Consider the following 19768-nt stretch of genomic DNA (forward strand, 5'->3'; position numbering starts at 1 on the left):
GTGGCGGCGCACGGCTAGCGCCACGTTTCGGTCAACTCGTTGGCCAGCACCATCTTCTGGCGGACCACCTCGACGAAGGCCGCGTCGATACCCGCCTGCGCCTTCAGGAATTTCAGCGCGGCGGAATGGACGGCGCGCAGCGCGCCGCCGTCGATACCCGTCATACGCGCCGCGCTGCGCCGGGTTTCAACGACCAGATCGCGCGCGCTCGTGAAGTCGGGCGATAAGCCGCATTGCGCGTCGAACGCGGCGCGCAGACTGGCCGCGTAGTCGCGCGACTCGCCGAGCCGCTCTATATCGATCAGCAGATCGACGCCCTCGCCCATGCGCAGCGCGCAGAGGATCCACAACGCGATGAACGCGCGGTATGCGTTGTCGCTGTCCACGGTGCGCGCGAATTGCTCACACGCGACGGCATACGCGTCATCGGGCATCGACGGCAGCGGCGGCAGACGCACGCCGCACACGCCGATCGCTTCGCGCACCAGCGGGTTCATCTGATTCAGACCGAGCACGCGAAACGGCGCGGCGACAAAAAACGCATTGCTCCATTGCTGCCTCAGCAGCCAGCCCGACGCGAACTGCGACGCGGGATTGCGCAGCACGCCCACGTGCAGCGCGTCGGCAAACGCGCGCTTCAGCCACCGCAGACGTCCCCCGGTACGGCAAAACTTGAAGACGGGCACGCGGCCCTGCCCGATCGTGTGCTGGCTCAGCGCACGCAGATAGGCCTGCAGCGACGGGAATGTCGCATCGGGTTCGCGCGTAAAGCGATCGATGCTGAAGCGCTTGTCGTAACCCGCAACGCCCCGTGAGTCTTCGCGCAGAAACGGCCGGTATTCGTCGAAGTACGGTGCGGCGAGCGGCGGGTGCCCCGAGGTCAAGGTCGGCCGCGAGGCAGGCACGTCGGCGAGTTTGAGATCGGCGAGCACGTTGCTGAGCGGCTCGTAGAAGCCGGCCGCGCGCTCGAGCTCACGCAGCCGCGACCACACCCACGTGCCCGCGCTGCGCCAGCCCGTGTGCAGAAAAACCGCCTGTTTCAGCGGACTGTTGGGCGCGGCGTCGTTCGCGGACGCATCATGGGACAGCGACATGGGACTTCTCTTCCAATGATTGAATCGATAGACCGGAAGCGCCACTTTACCCTGTGGGCGATCCGGACGCATTATGCTGCGAGATTCCGGACCCATCGCATCGCACCATCTCCCTCGCCCCATGAACGAATCGGCCGATATCCGCTTCCTGCTCACGCTGCGCGCAAGCGGCAGTCTGATCGCCGCCGCGCGCCGACTCGCGCTGTCGCCGTCGGCGGTCACGCAGCGTCTGCAGCAACTCGAAAAGAAGCTCGGCGCGCAGCTCGTGAACCGCAGCGCGCGCCGCCTGCAATTCACCGACGAAGGCCTGCTGCTGTGCGAGCGCGGCGCCGATCTGATCGAGCAGTTCGACGCGATGTTCGACGATCTGCAAACGCGCCGCGGCGGCCTCGTCGGCACGCTGAAGATCAATGCGCCGCTCGGTTTCGGACGACGCCACCTCGCGCCGCTGATCGGCGAGTTCCAGCAGCAGAATCCCGATATCGACGTCGCGCTGACGCTGTCCGATCGGCCGTTGACCGAAACGCTCGATCGCTTCGATATCGTCGTGCATATCGGCGAGTTGCCGCTGTCGAACCTGGTCGGCTACACGATCGCGCCGAACGCGCGCTTCGTCTGTGCGGCGCCCGCGCTCGTCAGGCGAATCGGCGAACCCGAATCGCCGGAAGCGTTGAGCCGGCTGCCTTGCATCGTGCTGCGCGAAAACAACGAGGATGTGTCGCTATGGCAGTTTAGCAAGGGCCGCACGCGCCGCAGCGTGCGCGTGTCCACGCATCTGAGCTGCAACGACGGCGACGTGATCCGCCAATGGGCCTGCGAGGGACGCGGCGTGATTCTGCGCTCCGAATGGGACGTCGCCGACGATCTGGCCAAAGGCAAACTCGTGCGCCTGCTGCCGGGCTGGAAAGCGCCGGACGCGAATGTGATCGCGCTCACGCATCAGAGGACGGGACTGCCCGCGCGCACCCGCCATTTCATGCAGTATCTGCAAGGACACTTCAGGCCGTCGCCGCCGTGGCGGCGATGATTCAGTCTGCGTGAATCTAAGAGTCAGTTGACCTCAACGCTGACGTAGGCACCAAAACCTATAATCGATTCATCCTCAACAGCCGGCCCAATTGCAATCATGACTGCCGCCGCCCATTCCGCCGACACCCCCGCCTATCCGGACGCGGTCCTGTTCGACCTGCTAACCGCCTTGCTCGACTCGTGGACCTCGTGGAACCGCGCGGCAGGCTCCGACGAAGCGGGCCGTGCATGGCGTGCCGCCTATCTGCGTCTGACGTACGGCTGCGGCCGCTATGTTCCCTACGAACAACTGGTGCGCGAGGCCGCCACGCAGGTCGGTTTGTCCGAATCGGCCGCGAACGCGCTCGAAGCGGACTGGCTGAACCTGACGCCGTGGCCCGGCGCGCTCGACGCATTGCGCGCGCTCGCGCCGCATTGCAAGCTCGCGGTCGTCACCAACTGCTCGACGCGGCTCGGCTCACAGGCAGCCGCGCTGTTGCCGGTGCGCTGGGACGCGATCGTGACCGCCGAGGAAGCCGGCGTCTACAAGCCGGACCCGCAACCGTACCGCCTCGCGCTCGGCAAGCTCGGGGTCGAGGCGCGGCGCGCCGCGTTCGTCGCCGGGTCGAGCTACGACATGTTCGGTACCGCGGCCGTCGGTTTGCGCACCTACTGGCACAACCACATCGGCCTGCCGCTGGTCGCGGGCGCGCAGCCGCCCGAGGTCGAAGCGCCGTCGCTCGACCGGCTCGTTGCGTGGCTCGCGGGCTTTGGCGGCGACCGCCGGCACTGAATCCCCAACCTCACCCCGCTCCTCAGGTGCAAGCATGAAACTCGAACAGATCGAAACCCCGGCCGCGTTGATCGACGTCGCGCGGATGCAGAAGAACATTGCGCGGATGCAGGGGCGGATGAATGCGCTCGGCGTCGCGTTCCGGCCGCACGTGAAGACCACCAAGTGCATCGACGTCGTGCGTGCGCAGATCGCCGCCGGCGCGCGCGGCATCACGGTGTCGACGCTGAAGGAAGCGGAAGCGTTCTTCGCGGCCGGCGTCGACGACATCCTGTACGCCGTCAGCATGGTTCCGTCGAAGCTGCCCCGCGCGCTCGCGCTGCGCCGCCAGGGCTGCGATCTGAAGCTCGTGGCCGACAATCCGACCGCCGCCTCGGCGATTGCCGCGTTCGGCGACCAGCACGGCGAAACCTTCGAAGTCTGGATCGAGGTCGATACCGACGGCCATCGCTCGGGTATCCAGCCCGAACAGCAGACGCTGCTCGACATCGGGCGGATTCTGCATGAGAACGGCGTGAAGGTCGGCGGCGTGATGACCCATGCGGGTTCGAGCTACGAGTTGAATACGCCTGAAGCGCTCGCCGCGCTCGCGGAACAGGAACGCGCGGGCTGCGTGCGCGCCGCCGAACGCTTGCGCGAAGCGGGCATCCCGTGTCCGGCCGTCAGTGTCGGCTCGACGCCGACCGCGCTCGCCGCGCGGCATCTGGAAGGCGTCACCGAGGTGCGGGCCGGCGTCTACGTGCTGTTCGATCTGGTCATGCACAACGTGGGAGTCTGCACGCTCGACGACATCGCGCTCAGCGTCCTCACGACCGTGATCGGTCATCAGGAAGACAAAGGCTGGGCGATTCTCGACGCCGGCTGGATGGCGCTGAGCCGCGATCGCGGTACGTCGCGGCAGCCGCACGATTTCGGTTATGGGCAACCCTGTTTGCTCAATGGCACGTTGCTTCCGGGTTATGTCGTTAGCGGCGCCAATCAGGAGCATGGGATTCTCGCGGCAGTTCAGGCTCAGGCCGATCCGCAAGCCGATGCCCAGCCCGACGACATCGCGCAGCGCTTTCCTATCGGCATGAAACTGCGCATCATGCCGAACCACGCGTGCGCGACCGGCGCGCAGTTCCCCGAGTATCACGCGGTGGCACCGGACGGCAGCAGCGTGGAATGGCAGCGCTTTTACGGCTGGTAAGCCACCGCGTCACTCGTCCTCTTCCGACAACCCCGCCAGCAGATCGTCGACCGCGCGATAGACGCGCTCGACGATCTCCGGTCCCACCTTGCGCTCGAGTTCGCGATAGTGCGCCTCGAGATCCTTCGAAATCACGCGCACCAGTTCCATGCTCGTGTCGGTCAGCGACACGAGCACGCGCCGCTGATCCTCCGCGAAACGCTCCTTCGTCACGAGTTCCATGCTCTCCATGCGCGCGAGCACGCCGGCCATGCTCGGACTCGAAATCGTGCAGATGTCGGAGATGTGGCGCGGCTCCATCGGGCCGTGCTCGTTGAGCGCGCGAATCACTCGCCATTGCTGCTCGGTGAGTCCGTGCGCGGTGATCAACGGACGAAAGCGCTCCATCATTTTTTCGCGGGCGCGCAACAACAGCATCGGCAGGTTGCGGTGTAAGACTCGGGTGGACGCAGCGGACATGTTGGCAAGGAATGAGAAAAAAACGGCCGTCGAAGCTTACGGGAAAACCCGCGATCGACCAACAGCCTATTGACCGTCAATCATATCAAGCGGGATACTACTAACATCTTAGTGTTTTCGCCGAACTTTCGCCACGAGGCCGCGCAATTATGTTTGCCCTTGCCGATCATCTGCTGCATCCCGAAGGCGACGCGCTGCCTCGCGACGTGGACGCGCACACGGCGGCCGCGTTGCTGGCGCGCGGCGTCGCGTGTCGCGCGCCGGTCAGCGGCGCCGTGTACGGCACCTTGCTGAACGATCGCGCCGCCTTGAACGCGCTGGGCGACGCCATGCATGCGGCGCCGTACAAGGCGCCGCCGAACGCGCCGATTCTATATCTGAAGCCGCGCAATACGCTGGCCGGGCATCGGGCGCGCGTGGTCGTGCCGGACAACACGCTCGGCGTCGAGGTCGGCGCGTCGCTCGGCATCGTGATCGGCCGGACCGCGACGCGCGTCGGCGTCGAGCGCGCGGCGGACCATATCGCCGGCTATACGCTGGTCGGCGACCTGAGCGTGCCGCATACCAACGTGTATCGCCCCAACGTGCGGCTGCGCGCACGCGACGGCTTCTGCGTGATCGGACCGGCGCTCGTCGCCGCGCGCCATGTCACTGCGCCCGATCGGCTCGACATCGCGGTCTCGCTGAACGGCGCCGAGCCGTTCACGGCAAGCACCGCAACGTCGGTGCGCAACGTCGCGCAATTGCTTGCCGATGTCACCGACTTCATGACACTGAACGCGGGCGACGTGCTCACACTCGGCGTTCGGCACGGCTCGCCGGTCGCGCACATCGGCGATACGGCCACCCTGTCGATCGGCACGTTGCCGCCTCTAACCGTATCGTTCGTGGGCCTCGATCAACACAACGGAGAACAGTCATGATGCGCGGCCGCGTCGCCTATGCGGGAGCGATTCACGAAGCGTATCCGCACGAGCAGGGAGTACGTCTCGCCGATGGCCGCGTACGCCGCGAGGACGAAGTAGTCTGGCTCGCGCCGATCGAAGTCGGCACGATCTTCGCGCTCGGCCTGAACTACGCGGAGCACGCGAAGGAACTGCAGTTCAGCAAGCAGGAAGAGCCGCTGGTGTTTCTGAAGGGACCGGGCACGGTACTCGGCCATCGCGGCGTCACGCGCCGCCCCGCCGATGTCACGTTCATGCATTACGAGTGCGAACTCGCGGTCGTGATCGGGCGAACCGCGCAAAACGTCGAACGTGAAAACGCCATGCAGCATGTGGCTGGCTACATGATCGCGAACGACTACGCGATTCGCGATTACCTCGAAAACTACTATCGCCCGAATCTGCGTGTGAAGAATCGCGACGGCGGCACGGTGCTCGGTCCCTGGTTCGTCGACGCCGCCGACATCGCCGACGTCACGCAACTCGAACTGCGCACGTACGTGAACGGCACGCGTCAGCAATGCGGCAATACGCGCGACCTCGTCACCGGCATCCCGGCGCTGATCGAATACCTGAGCGGCTTCATGACGCTCGCGCCCGGCGACGTGATCCTGACCGGCACGCCCGAAGGCATCGTCAACGTCAACGCGGGCGATGAAGTCGTCTGCGAAATCGACGGCCTCGGCCGTCTCGTCAATACGATCGCATCGGACGCGGACTTCCGTCCCGCCTGATGGACAGCAAAAACCCAGCGAACCGCGAAAGGACAAGGCAATGCCGATCGACCATCTGATCAACGGCGAGGCGTGCGCCTCGAGTGACTATTTCGAAACCGTCAATCCGGCCACCCAGGAAGTGCTTGGCGAAGTCGCGCGCGGCGGCGCGAAGGAAGTCGATGCGGCCGTGCAGGCGGCCAAAGGCGCCTTCCCCGCCTGGGCCGCGAAGCCCGCCGCGGAACGCGCGAAGCTGATCCGCAAGCTCGGCGAGCTGATCACGAAACACGTGCCGGAAATCTCGGAGACCGAAACGAAGGACACCGGCCAGACGATCTCGCAGACCCGCAAGCAACTGGTGCCGCGCGCGGCCGACAACTTCAGCTATTTCGCCGAGATGTGCACGCGCGTCGACGGCCACACGTACCCGACCGACTCGCATCTGAACTACACGCTGTTTCATCCGGTCGGCGTGTGCGCGCTGATCTCGCCGTGGAACGTGCCGTTCATGACGGCCACCTGGAAGGTCGCGCCCTGCCTCGCGTTCGGCAACACGGCCGTGCTGAAGATGAGCGAACTGTCGCCGCTCACTGCCTCGATGCTCGGCAAGCTCGCGCTCGAAGCGGGCATTCCGGCGGGCGTGCTGAACGTCGTGCACGGCTATGGCAAGGAAACGGGCGAACCTCTGGTCGCGCATCGCGACGTGCATGCGGTGTCGTTCACCGGATCGACCGCGACCGGCAATCGCATCGTGCAAACCGCCGGCCTGAAGAAGTTCTCGATGGAGCTTGGCGGCAAGTCGCCGTTCGTGATCTTCGATGACGCCGACTTCGAACGCGCGCTCGACGCCGCGGTGTTCATGATCTTCTCGAACAATGGCGAACGCTGCACCGCGGGCTCGCGCATTCTCGTGCAGCGCTCCATTTACGCGCGGTTTGCCGAGCGCTTCGTCGAGCGCGCGAAGCGCCTGACGGTCGGCGATCCGCTTGCGGACAGCACGATCGTCGGCCCGATGATCAGCCAGGGGCATCTGGCGAAAGTACGCAGCTATATCGAGCTTGGCCCGAAGGAAGGCGCGACGCTTGCGTGCGGCGGGCTCGATACGCCCGATCTGCCCGAGGCGCTGCGCCGTGGCAACTTCGTCACGCCGACCGTGTTCGTCGACGTCGACAACCGTATGCGCATCGCGCAGGAAGAGATCTTCGGACCGGTCGCGTGCCTGATTCCGTTCGACGACGAAGCCGACGCGATCCGTCTCGCCAACGATATTTCGTATGGTCTGTCGAGCTATATCTGGACCGAGAACACCGGCCGCGCGTTGCGTGTGGCGGCCGCCGTCGAAGCCGGCATGTGCTTCGTGAACAGCCAGAACGTGCGCGATCTGCGTCAGCCGTTCGGTGGCACCAAGGCGTCGGGTGTGGGGCGTGAAGGCGGGACGTGGAGCTACGAAGTGTTCCTCGAACCGAAGAACGTCTGCGTGTCGCTCGGCTCGCACCATATTCCGCGCTGGGGCGTCTAATCGAGGAGACCGCGATGGGCAAGCTCGCATTGGCAGCAAAAATCACCCACGTGCCGTCGATGTATCTGTCGGAACTCGACGGACCGCACAAGGGTTGCCGTCAGGCCGCGATCGACGGACACCATGAGATCGGCCGACGCTGTCGCGAACTCGGCGTCGATACAATCGTCGTGTTCGACGTGCACTGGCTCGTGAACAGCGAATACCACATCAATTGCGCGCCGAAGTTCGAAGGTGTGTACACGAGCAACGAGCTGCCGCATTTCATCAAAAACATGCCGTACGCGTACCCCGGCAACGTCGGGCTGGGTCAGATCATCGCGGACGTCGCCAACGAAATGGGCGTGAAAAGCCGCGCGCACAGCGAAACCACGCTCGAGCTCGAATACGGCACGCTGGTGCCGATGCGCTATATGAACGGCGACCAGCACTTCAAGACGGTGTCGATTGCAGGCTGGTGCATGTGGCACGACCTCGCGACCAGCGCGCGCTTCGGCCTCGCAGTGCGCAAGGCCATCGAGGAACGCTACGACGGCACCGTGGCCATACTCGCGAGCGGCTCGCTGTCGCATCACTTCGCGAACAACGGCACCGCCGAGGAGTTCATGCACAAAGTCTGGAGCCCCTTCCTCGAACAGATGGATCGCAGCGTGGTGCGCATGTGGGAAGCGGGCGACTGGAAGACCTTCTGCGAAATGCTGCCGCTCTACAACGAGAAATGCTGGGGCGAAGGCGGCATGCACGATACCGCGATGCTGCTGGGCGCGCTCGGCTGGGATCGCTACGACGGCAAGGTCGAAGTCGTCACGCCATATTTCGGCAGTTCGGGCACCGGCCAGATCAACGCGATCTTCCCGGTCACACCGCTTCCCGTCTGACACTCGCGAAGGAATCGCCATGCCTCACCTGACACTCGAATACAGCGCCAACCTTGCGGATGCGCAACGCGTCGGCGAACTTTGCAAAGACCTCGCGCAGTGCCTCGACGCGCAGCGCGACAACGGCGAGCGCGTCTATCCGCTCGGCGGCATTCGCGTGCGCGCGCTGCGCTGCGACCAGTACTGCATCGCCGATGGGCGCCCCGACGCCGCGTTTCTGCACGCCAACCTGAAGATCGGCGCAGGCCGCTCCGAGGCTGTCAGGAAGGCGACCGGCGACGCGCTGTTCGCGCTGATCAAGCAGCGCTTCGCCACCGAGTTCGAACGGCAGGGACTCGCGTTGTCGCTCGAAATCAACGAGTTCAGCGAAGCGGGCACGTGGAAGCACAACAATCTGCACGCGCGGCTGAAGGGCTGACATCATCATGCTAGACGAACAAACCATTCGCGACCTCGCGGCGCAACTCGATCAAGCGGAAAAGAGCCGCACGCAGCTGCGCCATTTTTCCGCGCAGTATCCACAGATGACCGTACAGGACGGCTACGCGATTCAACGCGAGTGGGTCAAGCTGAAGCTCGCCGAAGGGCACGTGATCAAGGGCAGGAAGATCGGCCTGACGTCGCGCGCGATGCAGCGCTCGTCGCAGATCGACGAGCCCGATTACGCGCCGTTGCTCGACAGCATGTTCATCGACAGCGGCCAGGACATTCGCACGGATCGCTTCATCGCGCCGCGCGTCGAAGTGGAGCTCGCGTTCGTATTGAGCCAACCGCTGAAGGGCCCCGGCGTGACGCTGTTCGACGTGCTCGACGCGACCGCGTACGTGACGCCGGCCGTCGAAATCATCGACGCGCGCATCGAGCAGTTCGATCGCGATACGCGCGCACCGCGCAAGGTCTACGACACGATCTCCGATTTCGCCGCGAACGCGGGCGTCGTGCTCGGCGGCCGGCCCGTGCGGCCGCTCGACGTCGACCTGCGCTGGGTCGGCGCGCTGCTGTACAGGAACGGCGCGGTCGAGGAAAGCGGGCTCGCGGCGGCGGTGCTCAACCATCCGGCCACCGGCGTCGCGTGGCTCGCGAACAAAATTGCTCCGTACGACGAATCATTGAACGCCGGCGACGTGATCCTGAGCGGCTCGTTCACGAGCCCGATTCCGGCACGCGCGGGCGACACGTTCCACGTCGACTATGGCCCGCTCGGCGGCATCGGTTTGAATTTCATCTGAGAGCATCGCTATGTCCGTGCCGACCAACCCCTTCAAACGCGCGCTTGCCGAAGGCAAACCGCAATTCGGCCTGTGGGCCGCGCTCGCCGACGCCTATGTGACCGAGCTGCTCGCCACCGCCGGCTTCGACTGGCTGCTGATCGACAACGAGCACGCGCCGAACGACGTGCGTAGCACGCTGTCGCAATTGCAGGCCGTCGCCGCGTATCCGTCGCATCCGGTCGTGCGGCCGGTGAAGAGCGACGCCGCGCTGATCAAGCAGTTGCTCGACATCGGCGCGCAAACGCTGCTGCTGCCGATGATCGACACGGCCGCGCAAGCGCTCGATGCGGTCGCGGCCACGCGCTATCCGCCGCAGGGCATTCGCGGCGTCGGCAGCGCGCTCGCGCGTGCCTCGCGCTGGAATCGCGTGCCCGACTATCTGACCACCGCGGCCGACGAACTGTGCGTGATCGTGCAGGCGGAGACCGTGCAGAGCCTCGGCAATCTCGCGGAGATCGCGCGCGTCGATGGCGTCGATGGCGTGTTTTTCGGGCCGTCCGATCTGAGCGCGTCGATGGGATTGCTCGGCAAACCGGGCGACGCGCGCGTGCGCGACACGATCCGTCGCGGCATCGATACCGTGCGCGGTGCGGGCAAGGCAGCGGGCGTGCTCGCCCCTGATCCCGCGCTAGCGGGCGACTATCTGGCGGCGGGCGCGAGCTTCGTCGCGGTCGGCACCGACACCGGCTTGCTGAGCCGCGCAGCCGCGGATCTCGCCGCGTCGTACAAGAACACGGCAGCGATGGCGCCGCAGGTCAAAGGCGGGTATTGAGGCAAGAAAATCCGCAACGAAAGCCAAACCGAAAGCCAACAAAAGCCGCGAGACGCCCGACTTACCCGCGCTCGCGGCCTTCCACTTTCCCCTACTCCCCCGCCGGCCAGGGCAAGCCGCGCGCCGACCAATCCAGCTCCACCCCCATCACACAGCGCCCACTCGCCAGCTGCACGGCCAGTGTCACCGCGATGCACGGCCGCCCGCTCGCGAGCGACAGGTACGGATTACTGGTGATCGCCTCGCCGGGCAGCAGCACCGCGTTGCGGAAGTACGGCCGATGATCCCAGCGCGCATCGCGCGGATTCGCGACCGGCTGCAGCGACGCGGCGTCCTCGCACCATGCGGGCCCGCGCACCTCGTGACCGATCTGGCGCCCGGTATCGTCGAGAATGAAGCAGCTGATGGAACGCTCGAAGGTGGCGAGCATCGCGAACGCGTCGTCCATCGTGACGCCGGCGCGCAACCCGTCGGCCGCGCACCGCAGTTCGCGCCGGTACGGTTCCATTTCGGATTCGAACAACGCATGTTGATGCGCGCGGCCCTGCGCGATCACGTCGAACGCATCGTCGATCTGGCGGTGCACCGACTCGGGCGGTGCGATCTCGACAGCAGGCCGCCCGAGCAGATAGCCCTGCGCGAAATCGACATTCGACTCGACCGCGAGGATCAGCTCGTCGGCCGTCTCGACGCCTTCGACGACCACCAGCATCCCCGCCTGGTGCAACAGCGACACGAGCTTCGGCAGGATCGGCTGCTGCGTGCGGTGCGTGGTCGCGCGAATCAGCTCGCCGTCGAGCTTCACGATGTCCGGCCGGATCCGCAGCAGGCGGTCGAGATTCGACTGGCCCGCGCCGAAGTCGTCGACCGCGATCAGGAAGCCGTGCTGGCGATAGCCCGCCGCCGCGCGCGACATCTCGTCGACGCTGCCGCCGTGCGATTCGAGAATCTCCAGAATCACGCGCTCGGGTTCGAGCCCCGCGGCGCGCACGATTTTCGTCAACTGGTCGGCATAGCCGTCGGCGACGAAGGTGGCCGGCAGGATGTTCAGGAACAGCCAGGCGTCGTCTGGCAGCGCGCGACGCGCATTGCCGAGATGCACCGCGTGGCTCGCGCGGTCGAGCGCGCCTTCGTCGCTCGACGGCTTCGGCGCGAACATCACGACCGGCGGCACCAGCGTGCCGTCGTCCTGCTCACCGCGCAGCAGCGCCTCGAAGCCGACCTGCTTCTGATGCGACAGGCTGTAGAGCGGCTGGAAGTGCGAGATCAGATAGAAGTCTTCCCAACGATAACGCGCCGCGCCCGCGCTCGGGCCGGTGCTGTCGGCGCACGGCGCGAATACGTCGTCGAACGGTGGCTGCAGCGCGTCGAACGGCAGCGCGCGCTCCGCGCAGACGCGATTGCGGCCCGTCTGCTTCGCGCGCAGCAGCGCTTCGTCCGCGCGATCGAGCAGCACCATGAAGCTTTCGCCGCGCCGGTGCTCGGCGACGCCGAAGCTCGCGGTCAGATGGCCGTCCGGCCGCTCGATCGCGGCGATGTCGAGACGCAGCCGCTCGGCGAGTTGCAGCGCGCCGGTGAGGTCATCGTCGACCAGCAACGCAAACTCTTCCCCGCCGATGCGGCTCGCGCTGTGGTAAAGCGCGACCGCGTCCTTCAGCACCTGGGCGACCTGAAACAGCGAATGGTCACCGGCCGCATGGCCGAAGCGGTCGTTGAGCGACTTGAAGCTGTCGATGTCGAGAAAGATCGCGCTGATCGGCGCGCCCGGCGCCAGCGTCCCGAGTCGTCCCTCCGCGTGCTTGACGAACGAGCGGCGGTTTTGCAGGCCAGTCAGCGAATCGGTTGCGGCGAGCTGCGCGAGCTGGCTTTCGAGCAGAAAGTGATTGCGCCGGAAACGGTAGAAAGCGAAATGGAACACCGCCGCCGTCGGCGCGCCGATCGCGATGACCGAGGTCCACACGGCCACGTCGACCTCGGGTGAATGAGTATTGCCGCGCAGCAGCCCGATGGCAACCGCGTAGAACAACGCGCTGCCGGCAGCGAAATGCGCGGGCGTGAGCCATACCGGCGCCGCGCAGATCGGTATCGCGACGAACGCCGGCAGGAGCCACGGCAACGGATGTGCAAGGCCTTGCACAATCAGCACGAGCCCGCCGGTCAGCACCAGCTCGTACGTGACGCAGATCGCGCCGAACAGCGCCGTCGACTTCACGTACGGGATCGCCAGTACCAGCAGCGCAAGCACGAGCGCGCACAGTAGCCGGTACACGAGCGGCGTAGCCGATGAGCCGACCAGTTCGCGCGCCACCACCATGCACAGGTACGCAAGCACCGTGAAGCCCAGCTTCATGAGGGCAAGCGGCCGCTGATGCTCGAGCGAGCGCCGGTGAAAGCGCTCACGCATGCTCAACTGGGGTAGGTGCTGCGTTGGGATGGCAGACATAGAAGGCTGATCAGGCTGGGTTTCCGGTCACTCCGCCAATGGTTATCGGCAAACGTTCGATAAACATTTATGGCTAACGTCAGATGACGTATAAATTTGGCGGCTGCGTGCTTGCAAGATGTCGTGCTGTCCCACTATGCGGTTTGGTGGATCGGCACTTCGGCGATCCGCCGGGTCATGCCCGTTGCGACGCTCTGCGCTACGCCGCCACCACCCGATCGCGCCCCGCCGCTTTCGCCGCGTACAACGCGCGGTCGGCGCGCGCCATCATCTGCGCGAGCGATTCGCCGCCCCGCCGCTCGTCGACGCCGACGCTGAACGTGTAGCGCAGCCCGCGCGGCCGCTCGCCCGGCATGATGGCCGCAAGGCGCGCCCGTAGGCGGTCAAGCAGCACGACCGCCTCGCCGGCCGAGGTCGCCGGGCATAGCACGCCAAACTCCTCGCCGCCCAATCGCCCGAACACGTCGCCGATCCGCAGCTCGCGTGCGACGAACGCCGCGAAGTGCGCGAGCACCTGATCGCCGGCCGCATGCCCGTGCGTATCGTTGACGGCTTTGAACGAATCGATGTCGACGATCGCGATCGCGACCGGCAAGCCCGTGCGCAACGACGCGTTCAGCAGCGCGCCGCCGATTTCGAGGAATGCGCGACGCGACAGCGCGCCGGTCAGATCGTCGACGTTCGCGAGCCGCTCGAGGCGCTCGGCGAGCCGGTCGTGCGCGAGCATCACAACGCCGATCGACAGGAACGGCGGCGCGAGAATGCCGAGCGCGAGAAACACGATGTTGGGCATCGACACCTGCATCAGGCTCGTCTGCTCGAGCAGATGGAAGCCGTACATGGCGCCTCGGGTCGTGTGGCCCAGACACAGCAGCAGCGCCGCGGTCGCGAGAAAGTAGAAGCTGTAGCGCGGCCGGTTGGCGGGGCGTCCGGTCAGCATCAGAACACCGAGCGCCCCATAGAGGCTCGCGTGATAGGCGGACACCAGCGCGACGCGCGCATTGAAGTTCGGTACCACGAAGGTCCAGTAGACCATCCCGACCAGCACGAACAGCAGCCCCACATAAGCGGGCCACGGCCGCGCGCGGCGCCCGAGGAAACGCAGGCAGCCTTCGAGCAGGAGCAGCAGCGCGAGCGCGAACAGCCCGTTGGCCACGACGAGCGTCAGCCAGGGCGACGCATGTCCCTGTAGTGCAGCGCCCAGAAGCGCGACGACCGCGAGCGCGTTGGCGGCGATCCAGTAGCCGACACCCGGAATCTCCGCGCGCATCAGCGACAGCAGCACGGCCATCGCCATCGCGTCAGCCAGAATCGTGACCAGCAGAATAGTGAGTGGATTGAGCATTGCAAATTGTTTGAATCGAACGACGCCGCGCAAGCCGCGCGCTTTGCATCGTTTGCTTCTTCGTGTTGTATCGGTCCAGCCGCGCCGCGCGATTGACGATGACTTTCGTTACTGCTTGCCGCAATTGCGCAATTCAATATGCGCGATTAATACGCGCACCAATCCGCCGCCGGGCGCCCTCGCCCCGCGCCGTTCAAGATTCTGCAAGGTAGGTGTGACAAACACGCCGCGCGACTCTTCGCACGATTCACCACCCGCCGAATGCATGATTAAAAAAAGCAAAGCTCAAAGCATGCCGGGATTGTCGGCTAATACACCTATTGCCGCACAAGCTTTTTCGCGCAACGGAGAAGGCAAACGTTTCAATTCCCTTGAATCAGCAAAAATTACGCAATTCATGTGTCTCGAATGCGCGTCAATTAACGTATAAGCTGAGCAATGGAAAGTGGCTAAAAGCCAGTGTCTTAAGTAGACTTCTCACGGTGTGTGCCGGACACCCTGGACAACCCGGTAGAAATGACGTAAACGACGCGCGGCGCGCGATTGCCTACCGACTTCATGCTCAATGGCTGTCACGTTCGCGAAGGTGCAACGGGCAGCGACCACTTCCGGAAACCATGGTCCCAATCCTCAACTATCTGCTTGAACGCCAAATCTCGCCGCAATGGCGCGGCATGCTCGGCGCCCTGGCGAGCGAGTTCGAAGCGCAAATCGGACGCGACGAGTTGCGTCAACTGATGCATCGCGTCGGCAGCCGTTTCGCGCTTGCGCATCCGCTGCCCGCCTGCGCATCGACGGCCGAGCTCGAGCAGGCGTTGAATTTTTACTGGCATCAGATGGATTGGGGTTACGTCGCGCTCGCCGATGAGGCGGACTCATTGCGCATCGTTCACTATTGCGCGCCGCTGCCGGCCTTCGGCGAAGCGGCGCTCGCCTGGACGCCGGCGTTTCTCGAAGGCGTCTATCAGACGTGGTTGAGCGCGCTGGGCGCGCAGGGTTTGTCGGTCGTGCAGACGAGCGCGTTCGGCGAGGACAGCTCGCTCGAATTCCGCCTCGGCCGTCATCCCGCCTGAGCACCGGCGGCTCTACACACAGAGGTACGAACGAGCGTGCGAATCAGCGGCACGACTCGAGATGCATAACGCGCGAACGACATGCCAATTTCAAGATTGCGCGGTAGTACTGCAATAAGTGTGCGACGTCGTTACAGCCGACGCGTGGAATCAGGGAAGGCAGTTCAAATAAACAGCACCCCGAGGAGTCGGTTCGGGGCAATGCACGGTATGTAACAGACGACGGCATCATGAGTTCATCGAGCGACATCGAAAAACTGTTCGAGCAATTTGGCGGCGACGCCAACGCGTACCAGGAGATCGGCCGCGAAAACGACGCGCGCACCGCGCGCACTCGTTGGCCGCTGCTCGTGACGCTCGATCTGACGCAACCGGCGATTCCGGCAATCGGTCAGCTGCGCGACGCCAAACCGCAGCCGCCGGCGAGCGTAGCGCCACGGGCCGCCGGCCACGAGGACACGACCCCGAAGGACATGGCATCGGTGACGCGCGCGAAGGCGCCGTTGTTCACGCGCTCGCACCGGCGTGACATTCCACCGGTACCGGTGGCTGCGGCCCAGCCGGCGGCGCCGAGCGGCGCCTCGCGCTTCGGTACGGCCGACGAACTCGACGAGGCGGCCGCGCGAGCGGCGGGCGTCGCGTCGTCGGGCGTCGCTGCTGCGCCGGGCGTTCCGGTCGCGTCGGGCGTTCCGGTTGCGTCTGCTGCCGCAGCCTCGGCGCCGATCCCGCCGATTGCCTCACCGGCACCGGCATCGGCGCAAGCTTCGCTTCCACCGACCGCGCCCGCATGGGTCGCACCGAGCGTCAGCGCTGCGCCCACCGCACCGATAGCCCCGGCGCCCCCGCCTGCCGTGCCGCCCGCGAGCTTCTCGTCCGCGTTCCAGTTCCGCGCTCCGGCCCCGCAGCCGTTGCCGCCGGCCGCCCGTGCCACGCCCGCCGCACCCGTCGCGCCGGCCTGGGCCCGCGCCGTCGCTCCGGCTTATGGCGGCGCGAGCGCTGCACCGGCACCGTCGCCGCAATCGCGACTGGCGACGCAACCCACCTATCCAGCCCAGCCCGCAGGACCGACCCAACCACCATCCATCCTCGGCAAGCTGTTTGCCGCGCAGACTCCTTCCGCGCCGTCGCAAGCGCCCGCGCCCGCGGCCCAGTCCGCGCCGCTGAACTCGGTCTTCGACCGCCTGCGCGGCACGCCCGCCCAGGGCACGCCGGCACCCGGCGGCTCCGTGCGCGGCGGCTTCGGCTCGTGGCTCACCAACGGTCCGCGCCGCTCATGAAAGTCATTGCCGTGGTGTCCGCCAAAGGGGGGGTCGGCAAGACCACCCTCGCCGCCAATCTCGCGTCCGTGCTCGCCAGCAGCGGCCGGCGCGTGATCGCGCTCGATCTCGATCCACAAAACGCGCTGCGTCTGCACTTCGGCGTGCCGCTCGACAGCATCGACGGCCTGTCGCGCGCAACGCTCTCCGGCAATCCGTGGCAAACGGTGATGTTCGACGGCATCGACGGCGTGACCGTGCTGCCGTATGGCGCGCTGCTGGAGGACGACCGCCGCCGCTTCGAGGCGCATATCGACCAGCATCCGCAATGGCTCGCACAGTCGCTGCAGAACCTGCGGCTCGATCCGTCCGACATCGTGATCGTCGACACGCCGCCCGGCACGTCTGCCTACGTGCGAACCGCGCTGAGCGCGGCCACTTTCGCGCTGAACATCGTGCTCGCCGACGCCGCGTCGTACGCGGCGATCCCGCTGATGGAGCGACTGATCGAAACCTACGCCGCGCCGCGCGCGGACTTCGGCGGCGTCGGCTACGTGGTCAACCAGATCGACCAGTCCCGCCAGCTGACCAAGGACGTGCTGAAGGTGCTGCGCCAGATGCTCGCCGGCAAGGTGTTCCCCGGCGTGATCCATCTGGACGAAGGTGTCAGCGAAGCGCTCGCCTGCGACACCACGCTGATCCACTACGATCCACTGAGCCAGGCCGCCGCCGATTTCCGCGCGTGCGGCGCGTGGCTCACGGCGGCGCTCGACGCGATCGCCGCCCAGCCGAGGAACGTCGCATGAGCAGCCCAGTCTCCTCACGCGAACCCGAGGGCGGCGAGCCGTCGCGGTTCGGACGCTTCATCGAAGCGAGCTTCTGGAACAGCCGCATCGTCACCGGGCTCGTCACGCTGCTCGCGCTGTACATGCTGTACTTCGTGTTCACGGTGCCGCTCGAGTTCTATCAGCAGCTGACCTTCGCGACGCTCTGCTTCGTGCTCGCGCTGCTGTTTCGCCGTCTGCCCGGCCGCTACGCGACGATGGTGATGATCATGCTATCGATCGTCGCGTCGGGCCGCTACATGTACTGGCGCCTGACCGAAACCACGTACTGGGAGCATCCGCTCGACGCCGCCTGGGGTCTGCTGCTGGTATCCGCCGAGCTCTACTCGACGCTCGTGCTGATGCTCGGCTACTTCCAGACCGCGTGGCCGCTCAAGCGCAAGCCGATGCCGCTGCCCGCCAATCGCGACGCATGGCCGACCGTCGACGTGTTCATCCCGACCTACAACGAGCCGCTCGCCGTCGTGAAGCCGACCGTCTACGCGGCCCTCGCGCTCGACTACCCGGCCGACAAGATGTCGATCCACGTGCTCGACGACGGCCGCCGCCCCGAGTTCAAGGCGTTCTGCGAAGAGGTCGGCGTGAACTGGACGATCCGCACGCACAACCGCCACGCGAAGGCCGGCAACATCAACGAGGCGCTGAAGATCACGAGCGGCGAGTACCTCGCGATCTTCGACTGCGATCACATCCCGACCCGCTCGTTCCTGCAGATCGGTCTCGGCTGGTTCCTGCGCGACAAGCTGCTGTCGATGCTGCAAACGCCGCACCACTTCTTCTCCGCCGACCCGTTCGAGCGCAACCTCGGCACCTTCCGCAAGGTGCCGAACGAAGGCGAGCTGTTCTACGGTCTCGTGCAGGACGGCAACGATCTGTGGAACGCGACGTTCTTCTGCGGCTCGTGCGCGCTGTTGCGCCGGAGCATGGTCGAAGAGATCGGCGGCATCGCGGTGGAGACCGTGACCGAGGACGCGCACACCGCGCTGAAGCTGCACCGCCTCGGCTACACCACCGCGTATCTGGCGATTCCGCAGGCCGCCGGCCTCGCGACCGAAAGCCTGTCGGGCCACATCGGCCAGCGCATCCGCTGGGCGCGCGGCATGACGCAGATCTTCCGCATCGACAATCCGCTCACCGGGAAAGGGCTGAAGATCGGCCAGCGGCTCTGTTATCTGAACGCGATGATGCACTTCTTCTACGGCGTGCCGCGTCTCGTGTTCCTGACCGCGCCGCTGTCGTACCTGTTCTTCGGCGCGCATGTGATCGAAGCGGCGGCCAGCACGATCGCGATCTACGCGCTGCCGCACATGATGCACGCGAGCATCACGAACTCGCGGATGCAGCGGCTGTTCCGCCATTCGTTCTGGGCCGAGGTGTACGAGTCGGTGCTCGCGTCGTACATCACCGCGCCGACGCTGCTCGCGCTGATCAACCCGAAGCTCGGCAAGTTCAACGTGACGGCCAAGGGCGGCGTGATCGAGAAGAGCTATTTCGACTGGTCGATCTCGCGGCCGTATCTGTTCCTGCTGCTCTTGAACCTGCTCGGCTTCCTCGCGGGTCTCGTGCACATCTATCTGAACTGGCACGTACGCAGCATCGTCGAGACCACGCTGCTCAATCTCGCGTGGACCAGCTACAACATGCTGATTCTCGGCGCGAGCGTGGCCGCCGCCAGCGAGCGCCGCCAGATCCGCGCGGTGCCGCGCGTCGCGATGAAGATGCCGGTGATGCTGAAGTTCTCAACCGGCCGCACGCTCGCGTGCGAAACGATCGACTACTCGGAAGGCGGCGTCGGTGTAAAGCTGCCCAGCAACATCGAAGTGCCGATGCAGGAGCGCGTGAGCGTGTCGCTGTTCCGCGGCGACGAGGAGTACGCGTTCCCCGCCACGGTCAGCTTCAGCGAGCCGGGCCGCGTGGGCCTGCGCTTTTCGTCGATGTCGCGCGAACAGGAGTACGAGTTCGTGAAGACCACCTTCGCCCGCGCGGATGCGTGGACCGGCTGGGCCGAGGGTCGCGAGACGGACACGCCGCTGCGCGGTCTGTCGCACGTGCTGAAGGTGGGCGCGCGCGGGATCGCGGGTCTGTTCGAGCATCTGTACGACGACTTGCGCAGTTCGATCAAAAGCCGTCCTGCGGACGTCAAGAAGCTGAAAACGAAAGACTGAT

19 protein-coding genes are annotated in these 19768 nt (G+C 65.7%); 15 read left to right on the forward strand and 4 right to left on the reverse strand.

Annotated elements, in window-relative coordinates:
* Positions 1-14: 14 nt before the first annotated feature.
* Positions 15-1094: a hypothetical protein gene (locus tag EVC45_RS08640; protein WP_129957579.1), complete on the reverse strand. Its 1080-nt coding sequence runs from the start codon at positions 1092-1094 to the stop codon at positions 15-17.
* Between the two features lie 121 nt (positions 1095-1215).
* Between EVC45_RS08640 and EVC45_RS08645 the strand changes: the two genes are divergently transcribed.
* The 3 genes from EVC45_RS08645 to EVC45_RS08655 all read left to right on the forward strand — a co-directional run bounded on the left by EVC45_RS08645 (position 1216) and on the right by EVC45_RS08655 (position 4084).
* Positions 1216-2121: a LysR substrate-binding domain-containing protein gene (locus tag EVC45_RS08645; RefSeq protein ID WP_129957580.1), complete on the forward strand. Its 906-nt coding sequence runs from the start codon at positions 1216-1218 to the stop codon at positions 2119-2121.
* A 99-nt stretch (positions 2122-2220) separates the two neighbouring features.
* Entirely contained in the window at positions 2221-2895 is a 675-nt protein-coding gene (locus EVC45_RS08650; RefSeq protein ID WP_129957581.1) for an HAD-IA family hydrolase, read from the forward strand.
* Positions 2896-2929: 34 nt separating this feature from the next.
* Positions 2930-4084 (forward strand): DSD1 family PLP-dependent enzyme, encoded by a 1155-nt coding sequence (locus EVC45_RS08655; protein WP_129957582.1) that lies wholly within the window; start codon positions 2930-2932, stop codon positions 4082-4084.
* A 9-nt stretch (positions 4085-4093) separates the two neighbouring features.
* On the opposite strand, the gene hpaR is transcribed toward EVC45_RS08655, so the two are convergent.
* Entirely contained in the window at positions 4094-4501 is a 408-nt protein-coding gene (gene hpaR, locus EVC45_RS08660) for a homoprotocatechuate degradation operon regulator HpaR (protein WP_129957583.1), read from the reverse strand.
* Between the two features lie 191 nt (positions 4502-4692).
* Here hpaR and EVC45_RS08665 point away from each other — a divergent pair, with 191 nt between their 5' ends.
* Genes EVC45_RS08665 through hpaI form a run of 7 tightly spaced genes read left to right on the forward strand, consistent with a single transcriptional unit; the run spans position 4693 to position 10640 of the window.
* Positions 4693-5466 (forward strand): fumarylacetoacetate hydrolase family protein, encoded by a 774-nt coding sequence (locus EVC45_RS08665; RefSeq protein WP_129957584.1) that lies wholly within the window; start codon positions 4693-4695, stop codon positions 5464-5466.
* Positions 5463-6221: a fumarylacetoacetate hydrolase family protein gene (locus tag EVC45_RS08670; protein ID WP_129957585.1), complete on the forward strand. Its 759-nt coding sequence runs from the start codon at positions 5463-5465 to the stop codon at positions 6219-6221. The genes EVC45_RS08665 and EVC45_RS08670 overlap by 4 nt, the downstream gene beginning before the upstream one ends.
* A gap of 40 nt (positions 6222-6261) precedes the next feature.
* Positions 6262-7719 (forward strand): 5-carboxymethyl-2-hydroxymuconate semialdehyde dehydrogenase, encoded by a 1458-nt coding sequence (hpaE, locus tag EVC45_RS08675; RefSeq protein ID WP_129957586.1) that lies wholly within the window; start codon positions 6262-6264, stop codon positions 7717-7719.
* A gap of 14 nt (positions 7720-7733) precedes the next feature.
* Positions 7734-8597 (forward strand): 3,4-dihydroxyphenylacetate 2,3-dioxygenase, encoded by an 864-nt coding sequence (gene hpaD, locus EVC45_RS08680; RefSeq protein WP_129957587.1) that lies wholly within the window; start codon positions 7734-7736, stop codon positions 8595-8597.
* Positions 8598-8616: 19 nt separating this feature from the next.
* The gene (locus EVC45_RS08685) at positions 8617-9015 is read left to right on the forward strand and encodes a 5-carboxymethyl-2-hydroxymuconate Delta-isomerase (protein WP_129957588.1); all 399 of its coding nucleotides are present in this window, start codon (positions 8617-8619) and stop codon (positions 9013-9015) included.
* Between the two features lie 7 nt (positions 9016-9022).
* Positions 9023-9826 (forward strand): 2-oxo-hept-4-ene-1,7-dioate hydratase, encoded by an 804-nt coding sequence (hpaH, locus tag EVC45_RS08690; RefSeq protein WP_129957589.1) that lies wholly within the window; start codon positions 9023-9025, stop codon positions 9824-9826.
* Between the two features lie 10 nt (positions 9827-9836).
* Complete coding sequence (gene hpaI, locus EVC45_RS08695) at positions 9837-10640, forward strand: 4-hydroxy-2-oxoheptanedioate aldolase (RefSeq protein ID WP_129957590.1); 804 nt, start codon at positions 9837-9839, stop codon at positions 10638-10640.
* A 91-nt stretch (positions 10641-10731) separates the two neighbouring features.
* Here the strand turns inward: hpaI and EVC45_RS08700 are convergent, their stop codons facing one another.
* Both EVC45_RS08700 and EVC45_RS08705 read right to left on the reverse strand, forming a co-directional pair.
* Positions 10732-13083, reverse strand: a complete 2352-nt coding sequence (locus EVC45_RS08700) for a bifunctional diguanylate cyclase/phosphodiesterase (RefSeq protein ID WP_129957591.1) — start codon at positions 13081-13083, stop codon at positions 10732-10734.
* Positions 13084-13282: 199 nt separating this feature from the next.
* The gene (locus EVC45_RS08705; RefSeq protein ID WP_129957592.1) at positions 13283-14428 is read right to left on the reverse strand and encodes a GGDEF domain-containing protein; all 1146 of its coding nucleotides are present in this window, start codon (positions 14426-14428) and stop codon (positions 13283-13285) included.
* 10 nt (positions 14429-14438) lie between these two features.
* Between EVC45_RS08705 and EVC45_RS08710 the strand changes: the two genes are divergently transcribed.
* The 5 genes from EVC45_RS08710 to bcsA all read left to right on the forward strand — a co-directional run bounded on the left by EVC45_RS08710 (position 14439) and on the right by bcsA (position 19767).
* Complete coding sequence (locus tag EVC45_RS08710; RefSeq protein ID WP_129957593.1) at positions 14439-14858, forward strand: hypothetical protein; 420 nt, start codon at positions 14439-14441, stop codon at positions 14856-14858.
* A gap of 187 nt (positions 14859-15045) precedes the next feature.
* The gene (bcsD, locus tag EVC45_RS08715; protein WP_129957594.1) at positions 15046-15501 is read left to right on the forward strand and encodes a cellulose biosynthesis protein BcsD; all 456 of its coding nucleotides are present in this window, start codon (positions 15046-15048) and stop codon (positions 15499-15501) included.
* A gap of 230 nt (positions 15502-15731) precedes the next feature.
* Positions 15732-16778 carry a cellulose biosynthesis protein BcsP gene (gene bcsP / locus EVC45_RS08720; protein WP_129957595.1) on the forward strand — a complete coding sequence of 349 codons (1047 nt, stop codon included), beginning with the start codon at positions 15732-15734 and terminating at the stop codon, positions 16776-16778.
* Positions 16775-17563: a cellulose biosynthesis protein BcsQ gene (gene bcsQ / locus EVC45_RS08725; RefSeq protein ID WP_129957596.1), complete on the forward strand. Its 789-nt coding sequence runs from the start codon at positions 16775-16777 to the stop codon at positions 17561-17563. The genes bcsP and bcsQ overlap by 4 nt, the downstream gene beginning before the upstream one ends.
* Positions 17560-19767, forward strand: coding sequence for a UDP-forming cellulose synthase catalytic subunit (bcsA, locus tag EVC45_RS08730; protein WP_129957597.1), 2208 nt, complete (start codon positions 17560-17562; stop codon positions 19765-19767). Before bcsQ ends, bcsA begins: the two co-directional genes overlap by 4 nt.
* The last annotated feature ends 1 nt before the right edge of the window (position 19768 follow it).

The organism is Paraburkholderia sp. UYCP14C, assembly GCF_004197395.1.
Taxonomy (GTDB): domain Bacteria; phylum Pseudomonadota; class Gammaproteobacteria; order Burkholderiales; family Burkholderiaceae; genus Paraburkholderia.

Coding starts and splice junctions, on each gene's coding strand:
- hpaH (WP_129957589.1), top strand. CDS start 9,023: ATGCTAGACGAACAAACCATTCGCGACCTCGCGGCGCAACTCGATCAA.
- hpaD (WP_129957587.1), top strand. CDS start 7,734: ATGGGCAAGCTCGCATTGGCAGCAAAAATCACCCACGTGCCGTCGATG.
- hpaE (WP_129957586.1), top strand. CDS start 6,262: ATGCCGATCGACCATCTGATCAACGGCGAGGCGTGCGCCTCGAGTGAC.
- EVC45_RS08665 (WP_129957584.1), top strand. CDS start 4,693: ATGTTTGCCCTTGCCGATCATCTGCTGCATCCCGAAGGCGACGCGCTG.
- EVC45_RS08685 (WP_129957588.1), top strand. CDS start 8,617: ATGCCTCACCTGACACTCGAATACAGCGCCAACCTTGCGGATGCGCAA.
- bcsQ (WP_129957596.1), top strand. CDS start 16,775: ATGAAAGTCATTGCCGTGGTGTCCGCCAAAGGGGGGGTCGGCAAGACC.
- EVC45_RS08640 (WP_129957579.1), bottom strand. CDS start 1,094: ATGTCGCTGTCCCATGATGCGTCCGCGAACGACGCCGCGCCCAACAGT.
- hpaI (WP_129957590.1), top strand. CDS start 9,837: ATGTCCGTGCCGACCAACCCCTTCAAACGCGCGCTTGCCGAAGGCAAA.
- bcsD (WP_129957594.1), top strand. CDS start 15,046: ATGGTCCCAATCCTCAACTATCTGCTTGAACGCCAAATCTCGCCGCAA.
- bcsP (WP_129957595.1), top strand. CDS start 15,732: ATGAGTTCATCGAGCGACATCGAAAAACTGTTCGAGCAATTTGGCGGC.
- EVC45_RS08700 (WP_129957591.1), bottom strand. CDS start 13,083: ATGTCTGCCATCCCAACGCAGCACCTACCCCAGTTGAGCATGCGTGAG.
- EVC45_RS08670 (WP_129957585.1), top strand. CDS start 5,463: ATGATGCGCGGCCGCGTCGCCTATGCGGGAGCGATTCACGAAGCGTAT.
- EVC45_RS08645 (WP_129957580.1), top strand. CDS start 1,216: ATGAACGAATCGGCCGATATCCGCTTCCTGCTCACGCTGCGCGCAAGC.
- EVC45_RS08655 (WP_129957582.1), top strand. CDS start 2,930: ATGAAACTCGAACAGATCGAAACCCCGGCCGCGTTGATCGACGTCGCG.
- bcsA (WP_129957597.1), top strand. CDS start 17,560: ATGAGCAGCCCAGTCTCCTCACGCGAACCCGAGGGCGGCGAGCCGTCG.
- hpaR (WP_129957583.1), bottom strand. CDS start 4,501: ATGCTGTTGTTGCGCGCCCGCGAAAAAATGATGGAGCGCTTTCGTCCG.
- EVC45_RS08650 (WP_129957581.1), top strand. CDS start 2,221: ATGACTGCCGCCGCCCATTCCGCCGACACCCCCGCCTATCCGGACGCG.
- EVC45_RS08705 (WP_129957592.1), bottom strand. CDS start 14,428: ATGCTCAATCCACTCACTATTCTGCTGGTCACGATTCTGGCTGACGCG.